This window comes from Streptomyces sp. NPDC090499 (assembly GCF_044769305.1).
GTDB lineage: Bacteria > Actinomycetota > Actinomycetes > Streptomycetales > Streptomycetaceae > Streptomyces.
Genome location: NZ_JBIVXP010000018.1, coordinates 16,327 through 30,196 on the forward strand (window position 1 = coordinate 16,327; position 13,870 = coordinate 30,196).

General features: G+C 74.0%; 12 protein-coding genes. 8 read left to right on the plus strand and 4 right to left on the minus strand.

What is annotated here, in order from left to right; translation table 11 throughout:
- Positions 1-81: 81 nt before the first annotated feature.
- Positions 82-672, plus strand: coding sequence for a flavodoxin family protein (locus ACIQVL_RS40805; RefSeq protein WP_403477959.1), 591 nt, complete (start codon positions 82-84; stop codon positions 670-672).
- Positions 673-776: 104 nt separating this feature from the next.
- Here the strand turns inward: ACIQVL_RS40805 and ACIQVL_RS40810 are convergent, their stop codons facing one another.
- The gene (locus tag ACIQVL_RS40810; RefSeq protein WP_403477960.1) at positions 777-2,384 is read right to left on the minus strand and encodes an SRPBCC family protein; all 1,608 of its coding nucleotides are present in this window, start codon (positions 2,382-2,384) and stop codon (positions 777-779) included.
- A gap of 28 nt (positions 2,385-2,412) precedes the next feature.
- A complete protein-coding gene (locus tag ACIQVL_RS40815) occupies positions 2,413-3,060 on the minus strand; it encodes a hypothetical protein (protein ID WP_403477961.1) in 648 nt (215 codons plus the stop codon).
- Positions 3,061-3,140: 80 nt separating this feature from the next.
- Here ACIQVL_RS40815 and ACIQVL_RS40820 point away from each other — a divergent pair, with 80 nt between their 5' ends.
- From ACIQVL_RS40820 to ACIQVL_RS40850, 7 genes are all read left to right on the plus strand, one after another.
- Positions 3,141-3,566 (plus strand): TetR family transcriptional regulator C-terminal domain-containing protein, encoded by a 426-nt coding sequence (locus tag ACIQVL_RS40820; RefSeq protein WP_403477962.1) that lies wholly within the window; start codon positions 3,141-3,143, stop codon positions 3,564-3,566.
- Between the two features lie 383 nt (positions 3,567-3,949).
- Positions 3,950-4,897 (plus strand): ABC transporter ATP-binding protein, encoded by a 948-nt coding sequence (locus ACIQVL_RS40825; protein WP_403435746.1) that lies wholly within the window; start codon positions 3,950-3,952, stop codon positions 4,895-4,897.
- Complete coding sequence (locus ACIQVL_RS40830; protein ID WP_403435748.1) at positions 4,894-5,733, plus strand: ABC transporter permease; 840 nt, start codon at positions 4,894-4,896, stop codon at positions 5,731-5,733. The genes ACIQVL_RS40825 and ACIQVL_RS40830 overlap by 4 nt, the downstream gene beginning before the upstream one ends.
- Before the next feature lie 28 nt (positions 5,734-5,761).
- A complete protein-coding gene (locus ACIQVL_RS40835; RefSeq protein ID WP_403478063.1) occupies positions 5,762-7,069 on the plus strand; it encodes a sensor histidine kinase in 1,308 nt (435 codons plus the stop codon).
- A complete protein-coding gene (locus ACIQVL_RS40840; protein ID WP_403435750.1) occupies positions 7,066-7,734 on the plus strand; it encodes a response regulator in 669 nt (222 codons plus the stop codon). The genes ACIQVL_RS40835 and ACIQVL_RS40840 overlap by 4 nt, the downstream gene beginning before the upstream one ends.
- Before the next feature lie 144 nt (positions 7,735-7,878).
- A complete protein-coding gene (locus ACIQVL_RS40845; RefSeq protein ID WP_403477963.1) occupies positions 7,879-9,375 on the plus strand; it encodes a hypothetical protein in 1,497 nt (498 codons plus the stop codon).
- 5 nt (positions 9,376-9,380) lie between these two features.
- The gene (locus ACIQVL_RS40850; RefSeq protein WP_403477964.1) at positions 9,381-10,319 is read left to right on the plus strand and encodes a lysylphosphatidylglycerol synthase domain-containing protein; all 939 of its coding nucleotides are present in this window, start codon (positions 9,381-9,383) and stop codon (positions 10,317-10,319) included.
- A 64-nt stretch (positions 10,320-10,383) separates the two neighbouring features.
- Here the strand turns inward: ACIQVL_RS40850 and ACIQVL_RS40855 are convergent, their stop codons facing one another.
- The gene (locus ACIQVL_RS40855; protein ID WP_403477965.1) at positions 10,384-11,130 is read right to left on the minus strand and encodes a response regulator transcription factor; all 747 of its coding nucleotides are present in this window, start codon (positions 11,128-11,130) and stop codon (positions 10,384-10,386) included.
- Between the two features lie 56 nt (positions 11,131-11,186).
- Positions 11,187-13,838 (minus strand): FtsX-like permease family protein, encoded by a 2,652-nt coding sequence (locus ACIQVL_RS40860; protein ID WP_403477966.1) that lies wholly within the window; start codon positions 13,836-13,838, stop codon positions 11,187-11,189.
- Between the last annotated feature and the right edge of the window lie 32 nt (positions 13,839-13,870).

Here is a 13,870-nt window from a genome sequence, read left to right on the forward strand (position 1 = left end):
TCGGCCTCCTACCCGGCTCACCCGTGAGGGCGCCAATAAGTTGAATATCGAAGCTTTCACTTTCAACCGTAGGAGGTACCCGTGACGTCGCCCATCGTGTCCATCGCCTATCACTCCGGCTACGGCCACACCGCCGTCATCGCCGAGGCCGTCCAGCGCGGCGCCAAGGAGGCCGGCGCCGTCGTGAACCTGATCGCCGTCGGTGAGATCACCGACGCCCAGTGGAGGCAGCTGGACGCCTCGGATGCGATCATCTTCGGTTCCCCCACCTACATGGGAACCGCCGCCACCGCTTTCCACGGCTTCGCGGAGGCCAGCTCCGAGCGCTGGTTCGGGCAGGCCTGGAAGGACAAGCTCGCGGCCGGATTCACCAACTCGGCCTCCAAGGCGGGCGACAAGCAGTCGACGCTCCAGTACTTCGCGACGCTGCCGTCGCAGCACGGTATGCACTGGATCGCGCTCGGTCTGCCGGGCGGCTGGAACTCGTCCAAGGGGAGCGAGGACGATCTCAACAGGCTGGGCTTCTTCCTGGGGGCCGCCGCTCAGTCCAACGCGGATCAGGGGACCGAGGCGGTGACGGCCAGCGACATTGCCACCGCCGAGGCGCTGGGGCGGCGGGTGGCGGATACCGCCGCCACGTGGGTGGCCGGCCGCGCCGCTCGCGCCGCCTGATCGCGGGCTCCTCGCCCCGGCTGCCGGGTTTCCGTACGGCACCGGGGCGGGCGGCAGACCCCCGGTCCCGATCGACCACCCGGCGGCGAACCCGCCCCGGACGGTCAGGCCTCGACGACGAGTTTCTCCCGAGGCCGGGAGCAGCACAGCAGGATCTTGTTCCGGGCGATCTCGCGCGGCCGGATGCCCCCGTTGTGCCGCATGTCGACGGATCCGGCCAGCCGGGTGGTCCTGCAGGTGCCGCACATTCCCTGGGCGCAGGAGGCGGGCAGGCTCAGGCCGGCCCGGGTGGCGGCCGCCAGGAGGGTGGTGTCCGCGTCGCAGGTGAGGGTGCGCCGGCTGCGCGTGAACTCGACGGTGAAGACGCGTCCTTCGGCGGTGTCTCCGGTGCCGGTGCCGGTGCCGGTGCCGGTTCCGGAGACGGGGACGGCGACGGCTTCGGCGGCCGGTGGTGCGTCGAAGGCGAAGCTCTCCTCGTGGTGGCGGTCCATGGCGAACCCGGCCGTGGCGAGCATGTGGCGCACGGCGGCCATGTAGCCGGCGGGGCCGCACGTGAAGATCTCCCGCTGCCGGAAGTCGGGGGCGACGAGGAGCGCGTCCTGGTCGTTGGTGGCCGTCCACACCCGCGTCAGGCTGTCGAGGTCGTAGTCGACCCCCTCGACCGCGTCGGGGTGCACCAGCCAGGTGGTGCGGACCAGGGTGCGGTCCGGTGCGAGCGGGATCACCGAGAAGGTGATCGCGTGGTCGGAGAGGAAGTGGAACCAGGCGTTGGGCTGCAGGTGCATCGAGAGGCGGCCCAGGCGGGGCGTGCGGAAGTCGGCCAGCAGGCGTCTGCAGGCGGCCGTACCGTCCTCGGTGAAGGACTCGCCCGCGCCGTCCAGCGGTTCGCGCTGGATGCGGAAGCCGGTGGTGCGGGTGTCCAGTTCCTCGATCGCCTCGTACGGCAGACCCAGTGACTCGTACGTCGTGCGGGACTCGGCGTCGGCCCGCAGACAGCGTTCGTAGGCCGGTCGCAGGACCGGCGGCACGTCCTGCTCGGCGTAGCCGTACACGGGGAAGAGGGAGCACTGCAGTTCGGGGTGGCCGCCGCAGTGGTAGCACTCCCGGTTGTTCTCCATGGTGAGCTTCCAGTTGCCGTTCTCCACCAGGTCGATCTGGGCGGCCACCTTCGCCCGGCGCAGGCCGTGCGGCAGGATGTACGGCTCGATACGGGCGGCCACCTCGTCGAAGTCGGCCGGCGGTTCCCCGGCGAGGCAGACGAAGACCAGGCCGGCGACCGTGCGGGCGTGCACGGTCCGCAGACCGAAGCAGGACGGGTCGAAGTCGGCGGGTTGCGACTCGGCGTGCAGCAGGCGGCCGTCCACGCCGTAGGTCCAGCGGTGGTAGCCGCAGACGATGTTGCCCACCGAGCCGCGTTCGTCGTCGAGGATGCGGGCGCCGCGGTGGCGGCAGACGTTGTGGAAGGCGCGTACCTCTGCGTCGTCGTCCCGGACGACGACGACCGAGTACGGCCCGAGGGCCACGGTCACGTAGTCGCCGGGCTCGGGGAGTTCGGCCTCGGCGGCGACGAACAGCCAGTGCCGGGCGAAGACCGCGTCGATGTCGAGGTCGAAGAACTCCCGGCTCGTGTAGAAGGGGGCTTCCAGGCTTCGGCCGACGGGACGGCGGGCCACCAGGCCGGCCGGGTCCGTCGCGGGGGCGAGCGTACTCAACTCGATGTCTCCAGAGGGTCGGTGCGGGTCAGACCGGCAGGCACAGGCGCAGCGCGTCGTAGACGGCGGCGTGGATGTTGCGGCTGGCGACCGCGTCGCCGATGCGGAACAGCCGGTAGCGGCCGGCGTCGTTGCGGACCACCGTCTGCTCCCGGTGGTCCAGCAGGGCGCGGTGGTCGATCTCGCCGAGGTTGATGGATCCGGGCAGCAGTTCGCGGTACAGCTCGTCGGCGGGCAGGGTGCCGTGTTCCACGATCACGTGGTCGACGGTCAGTTCGGTGCCGGTGCCGGTGTAGTCGCTGTGGAGGGTGGCGGCCAGGCGGCCGTCCGCGGTGCGGCGTACGGCACGCAGCCGGCGGGCGAGGGTGGTGGTCACGCCGTGTTCCGCGAAGACCTTGAGGTAGGCGGGGGAGTTCATGCTGCCGACGTCGGGCGCGAGGGTGCGTTCCGGTGTCACGAAGTGCAGGCGGGCGCCGGACGGGGCGAGGACCTCGACGGCGTCGAGTGCGGGGTAGCCGCCGTGGTCGTCGTAGACCAGGACCTCGCCCCGTGGGCGCAGTGAGCCGGTCAGCACGTCCCAGGTGTCGGCGACCAGGTCCGCGCCCGCGTCGAGGAAGGACCGGTCGGGCAGGCCGCCGGTGGCGAGGACGACGAGGTCGGGGTGTTCGGCGAGCACGTCGCGGGCCTCGGCGTACCTCCCGAAGCGGAGGTCGACGCCGTGGTGCCTGCAGCGTCCAGGAGATCCTCTCCGAGGCGATGGTGCTGCAGATCGAGCGGTACTACGCGGCCCTCGACGAGGCCTCGGACCGGGCGACCAGCGGAGCCGAGGGGCTGCGGCTGCTCGTGGACGCGCTGTTCACCGAGGACACCGACCGGCACTGGCGGATGTGGTTCGAGTACTGGAACGCGGGCGAGCACCACCCCGACCAGGCGTTCGCCCGCGGACAGGACCGGCGCTACGCGACGTGGCACCAGCAGATCCGCACACTGGCCGAACGAGGCGTCGCCGACGGCGAGTTCAGCTGCGACGACCTGGACGGCTTCACGGTCCGCTTCGCCGCACTCGCGGACGGCCTGGCCCTGCAGCGGCTGCGCCAGGCCCCGCCGCTCACCACTGAACACGCCCGCCGCCACATGAACCACTTCGTCGAGACGGAACTCCGCGCACGGCCCCGGCCATGACGAGGCGCCGGTGATCCGTCGCCCGTGGCAGGCGGTGGGTGAGGGCCGCGCCGCCCGCGCCTGGATCAGCGACGGCTGCCCGACGCGGCGCGCCGGGGACCGAGGCGACGACGTGCCCGGGGCTGAGAGACGTCGAGCGGCAGTTCTCGGCGGTCGTGACACGCACGACGGCGCGCCGAGTCCGCACGTCGGCGCGCGCGTCGAGCCCGGACGCGGCCCGAACGCCCAGCCCAGGGGCGTAGCGGCGGGTAGTACCGCGGTACTACCGGTGCGGCGTGGATCAGTCCCCGGTACCACCGAATCGGGGCGTTTCGCCTCCTAGCGTTGCCGGTGAGGCGTCAGGGGCGACAGGCGGGCGCCGGTTCCCACAGGAAGAGGCGCGCATGATCGACGCACAGCAGCTGACCAAGAGATACGGCGAGAAGACGGCCGTCGACGGACTGGACTTCGCCGTACAGCCGGGCACGGTGACCGGCTTCCTGGGGCCCAACGGCGCGGGGAAGTCCACGACCATGCGCATGATCGTCGGGCTCGACGCCCCGACCAGCGGATCGGTGACGGTCAACGGGCAGCACTACGCCGGTCACCACGCGCCGCTCCAGGAGGTCGGCGCGCTGCTGGAGGCGAAGTCGATCCACCCGGGCCGCTCGGCCTACAACCACCTGCTGGCGCTCGCGCTGACCCACGGCATCCCGCGCCGCCGGGTCGACGAGGTGATCGAACTGGCCGGCCTCGGCAGCGTGGCGAGGAAGCGGGCCGGTGCGTTCTCCCTCGGCATGGGGCAGCGGCTCGGCATCGCGGCGGCGCTGCTGGGCGATCCGCAGACCGTGATGCTGGACGAGCCGGTCAACGGGCTGGACCCGGAGGGCGTGCTCTGGATCCGCAACCTGCTCAAGGCCCTCGCCGAGGAGGGCCGCACCGTGTTCGTGTCCTCGCACCTGATGAGCGAGATGGCCCTGGTCGCGGACCACCTGATCATCGTCGGGCGCGGGCGGCTGCTGGCCGACACCACCGTGGCGGACCTCGTCCGGGAGGCGGGCGGCGACACGGTCCAGGTGGCCACCCAGGAACCCGCCCGGCTGCGGGAGGCGCTGGCCGGTCCCGGCGTGGACATCACCGGCCGGGCCGGCTCCGAGGAGCTCCAGGTGACCGGGCTGAGTGCCCGCGAGATCGGCCTCAAGGCGGCCGAGCACGGGATCGCGCTGTTCGAACTGACCGCGCGGACGGTGTCGTTGGAGGAAGCGTTCATGAACCTGACCAGGGATGCCGTGGAGTACCACGGCACGACGGCCGGCATCGAGACCCGCGCGACCGAGGGGAGCGCGGCATGAGCACCCTCACCGCACCCGTCGAGACGCCTCCGGCCGCCCCCGCCCGCCCCGCCTACCGGGTCACCGGCCGGCGCGTGCTCGCCTCGGAGTGGGCCAAGCTGTGGTCGCTGCGCTCGACCTGGATCACCCTGGGCCTCGGCCTGCTCTTCCTCGTCGCCTTCGGCCTGATCGCCGCGAACCACTACAGGTCCGGCATCGGCTCGGGACACCAGGACCGCGACTTCGCCACCGCGACGGCCGTGAGCCTGTCCCTCTTCGGCACCAACTTCGCCCAGCTCGCCCTTGGCGTGCTCGGCGTGCTGGTCACCGCGGGGGAGTACTCCACCGGCATGATCCGCTCCACGCTCACGGCCGTGCCCCGCCGGCTGCCCGTGCTGTGGTCCAAGGCGGCGGTGTTCGGGCTGGTCGCGCTGGTGGTGGGAACGCTGGGCGCGTTCGTCGCGTTCCTCTTCGGCAGCCAGATCGTGTCGGGCACGCCCGCGGCCATGGGCCTCTCGCACGCCGGTGTGGTGCGGAGCCTGCTGGGCGCGGGGCTCTATCTCGGCCTGGTCGGCGTCATCGGCACCGCGCTCGGCGCCCTGCTGCGGTCGGTGGCCGGCGGCATCTCGGTCCTGGTCGCCTCCCTGATGCTGGTCCCGGGACTGATCTCGCTGCTGCCGAGCTCCTGGCAGGACAACATCAGCCCCTACCTGCCGTCCAACGCGGGCGAGTCGATGTTCGCCCTGACGCACGACTCCACGACCCTGTCGCCGGGCGCCGGGCTGCTGGTCTTCCTCGGCTGGACGGTGCTCGCGCTGGCGGGTGCCGCGTACCGGCTGGTGCGCAGCGACGTCTGACGGCCTGCACCATGGGCAGGTGACCACCTTGACGACGACCACCTCCGCCGCGGACATCGGCGGAACGGGACCGCTGGCCGCCCGGCTCGTCCGGGCCGGCCAGCGGCTGCGGCACGCGGACCGCGCCCGTCCGTGGGTGCTGGACACCGCGGTGGCGGCGCTGGTCTTCCTCATGTTCTGCCTGCCGGACCTGCTGCACCACGGCGGCGCGAGGTACGGGGACGGCGACGGGGACGGCCGGCACAAATTCCAGTTCGCCTTCACCGAGCTCCCGCTGGCGGCCGTGCTGGCCCTGCAGGCCGGTCTGGTGGTGCCGCTGCTGTGGCGGCGGCGCCGGCCCATGGCGGCCTTCGTCGCCGTCGCCGCGGTCTTCGTCCTGCAGTGGTCGCTGAACGCCGCGCTGCGCGCGGACGTCGCCCTGTTCGTCGCCCTGTACAGCCTGGCCCTGCACGGGCGGCTGCGCCGGCTGCCGTGGGCCTGCGCGGTCATGGCGGCGGGCATGGTGCTGGTCGCGGTGCGGGTCTCGCCGGCCGTGTCCGTCTGGGACGCCCTGTTCTTCCTGCTGAGCACGGCGACCGCGGCCCTGGCCGTCGGCCTGATGGTGCGCACCCGGCGGGCACAGCTCGCCGGGCTGCGGGAGCGGGCGGCGCGGCTGGAGACGGAACGCGACCAGCGCATCAGACTCGCCACCGCGACGGAGCGCGCCCGGGTGGCCCGTGAGATGCACGACATCGTCGGCCACAACCTGTCCGTGATCATCACCCTCGCCGACGCCGGCGCGTACGCCACCGACACCGCTCCCGAACGCGGCAAGGAGGCCCTGCAGCTCATCGGCGACACCGGCCGGACCGCCCTCGGTGAGCTGCGCCGGGTGCTCGGCGTCCTGCGCGAGGCGTCGGACGGCGCCCGCCAGGCACCCGAACTCAGCCCCCAGCCCGGCCTCGCGGACATCGAGACGCTGTGCGACGGCGTACGCACCGCGGGACTGGAGATCGTCTACCGGACCGTCGGCGAGGTGGACGCGCTGGACCGCGGGGTGCAGCTGACGGTCTACCGCATCGTCCAGGAAGCCCTGACGAACACCCTGAAGCACGCGGGCGCCGGCACCCAGGTGAAGCTGTCGGTCGTCGTCGGGGAGGACCGGCTCGTCGTCCGGATCCGCGACGACGGGCCGGGCGGACACCCCGGACCATGGAACGAGGAGGGACACGGACTGGTGGGCATGCGCGAACGGGCGGCACTGTACGGAGGGAGCGTGAGCGCCGGACCCGCGGCCGACGGGGGATGGACCGTCGAGGCCGCCCTCGACCTGACACCGCGGGGAGGCGCCCGGTGACCACGGTGCTCGTCGTCGACGACCAGCAGCTGCAGCGCTACGGCTTCCGGGTGCTGCTCGACTCCATGCCCGAGACGGAGGTGGTCGGTGAGGCCGCGAACGGCTCCGAGGCCGTCCGCAGGACCGCCGAACTGCGTCCCGACGTCGTGCTGATGGACGTACGGATGCCCGGCATGGACGGCATCGAGGCGACCCGCCGGATCACCGGGGCCGGGGGGCGGTCCCGGGTCCTCGTGCTGACCACCTTCGACGTCGACGAGTACGTGCATGCCGCCCTGCGGGCCGGAGCCAGCGGCTTCCTCCTCAAGGACGCGCGCCCCGACGAACTCCTCGCCGGGATCCGCGCGGTCGCCGCGGGCGACGCGGTGATCGCGCCGGCCCTCACCCGCCGCATCCTGGACGAGTACGCCCGGCACGTGCCCGCCACGAGGGGTGACCCGGGCGAGGACCCCCGGCTGGCCGCCCTCACCGAACGCGAGCGGGAGATCCTCGTCGCCATCGGCAAGGGCTGGACCAACGGCGAGATCGCCGCCCGCTTCGTCGTGGCCGAGTCCACCGTGAAGACGCACGTCGGCCGCGTCCTGGCCAAGATCGGCGCCCGTGACCGCGTCCAGGCCGTGATCTTCGCCTACGACCAGGGCATCGCCCGCCCCGGTGCCGGCTGACGGAAACCGGCGGTCACAACGGGACGGGCCTCTTCTCACCCGCCTCTCACCCTACAAGCCGTAGGGTGGGACGTCCTCCTACGAGCTGTAGGAGGACCCGGCTCCGCGGCGGGTTCCGTGGCGTGCGACGAGGAGAGATACAAGATGGCCGAGGCCTTGAACGCCACGACGGCCGGCGTCCCTCGCGGCGGCCTCCCCGCGCGTGCCGTCCGGTCCCGGCGTGCGCGGGGCGAGCCCCGGCTCGGGGCGGTCGCGGCCGCCTTCACACTCGCCCAGCTGGTCCTCGTACGGCCCGGCCTCGGCCTCGGCTGGGACGAGAGCGTCTACGTCAGCCAGGTCAGCGGTCATGCGCCCGCCGCCTACTTCAGCGCCCCCCGCTCCCGCGGCATCTCGCTCCTCGCCGCCCCGATCGCCTCGTGGTCCGACTCCACCGTCCTGCTCCGGATCTACCTGGCCGTCCTCTCCGGCCTCGCCCTCTACCTCGCCCTGCGCGTCTGGCGAGGCCACCTCCGGCCCGGCGTCCTGGCCCTGGCCGGCGCCCTGTTCGCCTCGCTGTGGGTGACGCTGTTCTACGGCTCCGAGGCCATGCCCAACTACTGGGTCGCCATCGGCGCCCTGGCCTGCGTCGGCTGCTTCCTGCGGGCCCGCGCCGACGCCCGCGACCGGGCGGCCCGGTGGGGGGTGTGCGCGGGCGCGGCGCTGATGGCGTGGATGCGCCCGACGGACGCGGTCTACGTCGTCCTGCCCCTGCTCGCTCTCGCCCTGCGCCGACCGCGCCGCCCCCTGCTGCTCGCCGTGCCGGTCGCGGGGCTGGTGGCGGGCGCCGGCGAGTGGGTGATCGAGGCGTACACGAGCTACGGCGGCCTGGCACACCGGCTGTCCGCCGCCTCCGCCATCCAGGGCGGCCTCGGCTGGCACCTCGCCGTGGTCGACCAGTTGCACAGCCTCGGCGGGCGCACCCTGTGCCGGCCCTGCACCGGACCGGCCCCCAACCCGGCGGTGACCCTGTGGTGGTTCGCGCTGCCGCTCCTCGCCGTCCTCGGTGCGGTGGCCGCCGTCCGTGCCCGGCGTGCGCTGCCCGTCCTGCTCCCGGGGGCCTGCGCCGTCACGGCCGCGGTCCCCTACCTGTTCCTCATCGGCTACGCGGCCCCGCGCTTCCTGCTGCCCGCCTACGCCCTGCTCGCCCTCCCCGTCGCGCACGGCCTCGTCCACCTGGTCACCACCCCCGCCCACCGGGCACGGCGCACCCTGGCCGCCGGCCTGGTGGCGACCGGTCTGGCAGGCCATGCGGCCGTGCAGTACGTCGTCCTGGAGCACACCGTGCACAGCTCCGCCGTCTCCCGCGCCGACTGGGCCCGTACCGCCGCCGCCCTCCGCGAACTCGGCGTACGCTCGCCGTGCCTGCTCAGCGGGTACGACGCCGTCCCCGTCGCCTTCGCCGCCGGCTGCGGCTCCGCCCAGACGGCCGGGCACGACGCCAGCACCACCGTGGCCGGGCTGGCCCGCGCCGCCCACCGCGCGGCCTTCGCCGTCCTGACTCCGCCCCGCGGCCGCCCGCCCGCGTACGCGCGCGCCTGGCCGGAGCAGCGGGCCGGCGTTCTCCGGGCGTACGTGGCACCCGACGCACGGCAGGGGAGGTGACCGCCGTGACCGAGGCCGAGAGCCCGCCGATCACCGTGGGCAGGCACCGGTACGTCCAGCTGGGCATCACCCTGCTGGTCCTCACCGCGGCCGGCGGGATGCTCGCCGCGCACCGGTCCACGCTGGACAGCGGCACCGACCGGCTGGCCGCCGCCGACGGGGAGTGGCTGGTGCTCGCCTGCCTCGCCGCGGTCGGCACCTGGGTGTGCGCCGCCGTGGCGCAGCAGGGGGCCGTGGTCGAACGACTGCCCAGGGGGCGGCTGGTGGCGGCGCAGTTCGCGGCCGGCGCGGCCAACCACCTGCTTCCGGCGGGGGCCGGAGCGGCGCTGGTCAACCTGCGGTTCCTGACGCGGTGCGGGCTGTCCACCCGGCGCTCGGCGACCGCGCTGGCGGTGAAGGCGGCCGTCGGCGGCATTGTCCGGTGCGCGCTGGGCGTGGCCCTGCTGGTCACCTCCCCCGGCACGGTCCGTCTCTCCGCGCGGGTCCCGCACGTCCTGGTGCTGCTGCCGGTCGCGGCCGGGGCCGTCGTCCTGGCGGTCGCGCTCCGCGGACGCCTCGCACGAGTGGTGAGCCGGGTTCTCGCCGACGTGCGCGACGTGCACCGGTGCCCGGCACGGGCCGGTGCGCTGTGGGGCGGGTCGGTCGCGTTCGCCCTGCTGCATGCCGCGGTGATCGTCGCCGTGGTCCACGCCATCGGCCTCGGCCTCCCGGCGAGCCGCGTGGTCATGGCCTACCTGGTCGCCAGCGGCGCGGCGGCGCTGCTGCCCACGCCGGGCGGACTGGGGTCGCTGGACGCCGCACTCGCCCTCGCCCTCACGGCGGCCGGCGCGCCGGGACCGGCGGCGGTCTCGGCGGTCCTCGGCTACCGTCTGCTGACCGGGTGGCTGCCGCTGGTCCCCGGGCTGCTGGTGCTGGCGCTGCTGGCCCGCCGCTCGGCCCTGTGAACCGTCTCGACGCCCCGCCCTCCTCCTGGTCGTCAGGCCACTGCCCCGGCCCACCGGCAGCGCGTCAGTGCGGCGGATCCGGTTGCCGTTCCAGCCGGTACCCGTGCCCCCGCAAGGTGGTGATCGGGGGCAGCCGGGCCTGCCGCCCGCCCGCCTGCGCCGCGTCGGTCAGTCTGCGGCGCAGGCCCGCCAACGTCACGTCGAGGGTCTTGGTGGAGCCGAACCAGTTCTCGTCCCACACCTCGGCCATCAGCGTCTCGCGGGAGACCGCCTCGCCGACCCGCCCGGCCAGCACTGCGAGCAGGTCGAACTCCTTGGCCCGCAGCGGGATCTCGACACCGAGCAGGACGCAGCGCCGGGCCGTCACGTCGACGACCAGATCGCCCAGCCGCACCGGCCCCCGGGCCGGCACGGCCACCGCGTGCCGCCTGAGGTGAGCCCGTAGCCGGGCGAGCAGCACGGTCATGCTGAACGGCTTGACCAGGTAGTCGTCGGCGCCGGCGTCCAGCCCGGCGATGACGTCGATGTCGTCGGTCCGTGCCGTCAGGACGACGATCAGCAGGTCGGGGAGGCGGGCGCGCAGCTGCCGGGCGACGTCCAGGCCGTCCATGTCCGGCAGCCCCAGGTCCAGCAGCATTACCTCGTACGGTGCCCGCCCGGCCTCCGCGAGTGCGCCCGCTCCGGTGCGGCACCACGTCGGCGCGTAGTCGTGGCCGCGCAGGCCGGTCTCCAGGTGACGGCCGATGGTGTCGTCGTCCTCGACGACGAGGACGCGCAGTGGGCTGCGGTCCGGTGCGGCAGGCGTGCGCATGGTCGACAGCCTAGGAGCCCCTGGAGCGAGGGGCTCGTCGTCGGTGTACGCCGTGTTCACAGGTCGCGGAGCTCCTCCACGGCGGGTCGGTCGCTGCCGCGGATGCCGTTGAGGGCGGCGGCCAGGACGGCGGCGACGGCTGCCGTCCCGGCGAGTGCCAGGTAGGCGCCGGGGACCGACAGGGCCGCGGGCGGCGGATCGAAGACGCCGGTCAGGACCTTGACCAGCATCTCCGACAGGGCCCAGCCGATGAGGGCGCCTCCGGCCAGGCCGCCGACGGCCAGCAGCAGGGCCTCGGAGAGGACCATGCCGCGCAGGTGCCGCGGCTGCGCGCCGAGGACGGTCGCGACGGCGAACGTGCGGCGGCGTTCGGCGAGTCCGAGGCCGAGGACCAGGCCGCCGGCCCCGGCGGCGAGCAGCGCGGCGAAGGCGAGCTCGATGCGGGTGAGGCCGGCCAGGTCGACGGAGGTCAGGCTGGTGCCGACGGTGCCGCGGGTCTGGGTGAGGTCGGTGACGACGGCCCGGGTATCGAGCTGCCGGCGCAGCCGGCCGGCGATCCGCTGCTGGTTCGTGCCACCGGTGTCGAGCAGGAAGGCGCCGGCCGAGTCGTCGCCGGTGACCCTGGCGACATAGGAGGCGTTGGCGACGAAGAAGCTGTCCTTGGGGGCGGTGGGGAACTCCTTGGCGATGCCGGCGTAGTGGAAGGGGACCGTGCGCAGGGACTTGGTGCGCGCGTCCTGGATGCGCAGGTTGACGGTGTCGCCGGGGGAGAGCTGGAAGTCGTTCACGGTCTCGACGCTGACGAGGAGGTTGTCCGGGCGCTGGGCGAGGCGGCGCATCAGCCGGTCGGCGGTGCCGCCCGCGAAGTAGGCGTCCTGGAGCGAGGTGGCCCTGGCGACGCTGTCCGGTCGGACGCCGTACAGGTCCTGGAGGTCGGAGCCGACGTAGGCGAAGCGGTGCTGGAGGGGTTCGACGTGCCGTACGCCGGAGATCTTCAGTGCGGCCCCGGCGGTGGGCGGGATCCGGGCGCCGGGTGGTTCGGTGACGGTGACGTCGGCGCCGTTGGTCAGCCGGGCGTCGACCTCGGCCTGCTGGTGGTAGGTGGCGTTGAAGACGGCGGTGGAGATCGCGAAGGAGACGGCCAGGGCGAGCAGGACCACCGACCGGGCGAACGGGCGGCGGCGCCGGGCCAGGACGGCGGCGGTGGTGCCGGCCAGGGTCCCGGTCAGCGGCCGGACCAGCCGGACCAGGGCGGGACGGCCGTGGGTGAGGGCGAGCAGGGTGAGGCGCCACAGCAGCAGGGCCGCGCCGATCCACAGCAGGGCGGGGCCGAGGAAGGCCCAGTACGACACGGAGATGCCGGGCACGCCCTCGGGCGCGAGGACGAGCGCGTACTGGTTGCCGGAGGAGGCGCGGAAGACGAGCCAGGAGCCGATCAGGAGGGCGAAGTCCACGCCGTACCGCGTCCACCAGGGCGATCGGGAGCGCCGTACGTCCTCCTGCCTGCGGGTGTCGGCCACGGTGACCGTGCGCAGGTCCCGCAGGGCGGGGACGAGGACGGCGCCGGCGGCCACCGCGGCTCCGAGGGCGAAGGCGACGGCGTACCAGACGGACCAGGTCGCCGCGCTCGCGCCGAAGGAGGCCGTGCCGAAGGCGAGACGGCCGGTGAGGGCGGCGATGCCCAGCCCGGCCAGACCGCCCGCGAGGCCGATCAGGGCGGCCTCCAGACCGGCGAGTGCGGTGATCTGACGGGGCCGCAGGCCACGCAGCCGCAGGAGCCCCTGTTCCTGGCGGCGCCGTTCGCCGCCGGCCGAGGCGACCGCCGCCGTCAGCGCGGCGGCCAGTACCGCGCCCGGCACACCGAGGAAGAGGAAGAGGATCTGGGCGTACAGGGCGTCCTGGCGGGCCGAGTCGAGAGCAGCGCCGACGTTGTCGCCGACGAGGGCGGTGCCCGCGGAGCGGGCTTCGAGGTTGTGGGCGGCGCCGGTGACGGCGGAGTACGCGGATGCCGGGTCGGCGGGGAGCAGGGTGTGGTCGCGGGCGGCGTGGATCTGGGTGGTGACACCGGTGGCGCCGCGGGTGAGGGCGGTGAAGCGGGCGATGGGCAGCAGGACGACGTTGTCCGGGGGCGCCGTCGGCTGGGACCGGCTGGGGGCGCCGACGGTCTGGAAGAGGGAGTCGGCCTGCGGCAGGTCCACCACACCGTCCACCTTCACCTGCCGCGGACCGGCACCGGGCAGCTGGATGCCGATGGTGTCGCCGGGGGCCGCGTGCAGGTTGGAGGCGGTCTGCTGGGCCAGCAGGACACCGGTGGACGCGCCGGAGAGCGTGCGGAGGGCGTCGGGGAAGCGGGCGCGGTAGCCGTCGGGCAGGCCGAGTGCCATGCCGGGGCCGGTGGTCTGGGCGCTTCCCCGCACGCGGGCGGTGAAGCCGCTGGTGTGCGCGAAGCCGACGGGCAGGGCGGCGCGGACGCCCGGGGTTCCGGCCACCTGGGACAGGACCGAGTGCGGGTCGGCGCCGGGCTGCACCTGGACCTGCCAGTCCACGGCGACCGAGCGCACGGCGCGCTGGGTCATGGTCGCCTTCGACGCGGTGAGGAAGGAACCGAGCGCGGCGACCAGGGCGACCGCGAGCGCGATGCCGGTCAGCGCGGCCAGCAGCCGGCCGGTGCGGTGGCGGGCCAGCCCGCGGGCCCAGGCGGTGATCACGGCGTCTCCTCGGCGGTCGGCGGGTTTCCGGT

What these genes read in the sequence shown, in the direction of transcription:
- ACIQVL_RS40820 (WP_403477962.1), top strand. Translation starts at nt 3,141, where the DNA reads ATGGTGCTGCAGATCGAGCGGTACTACGCGGCCCTCGACGAGGCCTCG.
- ACIQVL_RS40825 (WP_403435746.1), top strand. Translation starts at nt 3,950, where the DNA reads ATGATCGACGCACAGCAGCTGACCAAGAGATACGGCGAGAAGACGGCC.
- ACIQVL_RS40830 (WP_403435748.1), top strand. Translation starts at nt 4,894, where the DNA reads ATGAGCACCCTCACCGCACCCGTCGAGACGCCTCCGGCCGCCCCCGCC.
- ACIQVL_RS40845 (WP_403477963.1), top strand. Translation starts at nt 7,879, where the DNA reads ATGGCCGAGGCCTTGAACGCCACGACGGCCGGCGTCCCTCGCGGCGGC.
- ACIQVL_RS40855 (WP_403477965.1), bottom strand. Translation starts at nt 11,130, where the DNA reads ATGCGCACGCCTGCCGCACCGGACCGCAGCCCACTGCGCGTCCTCGTC.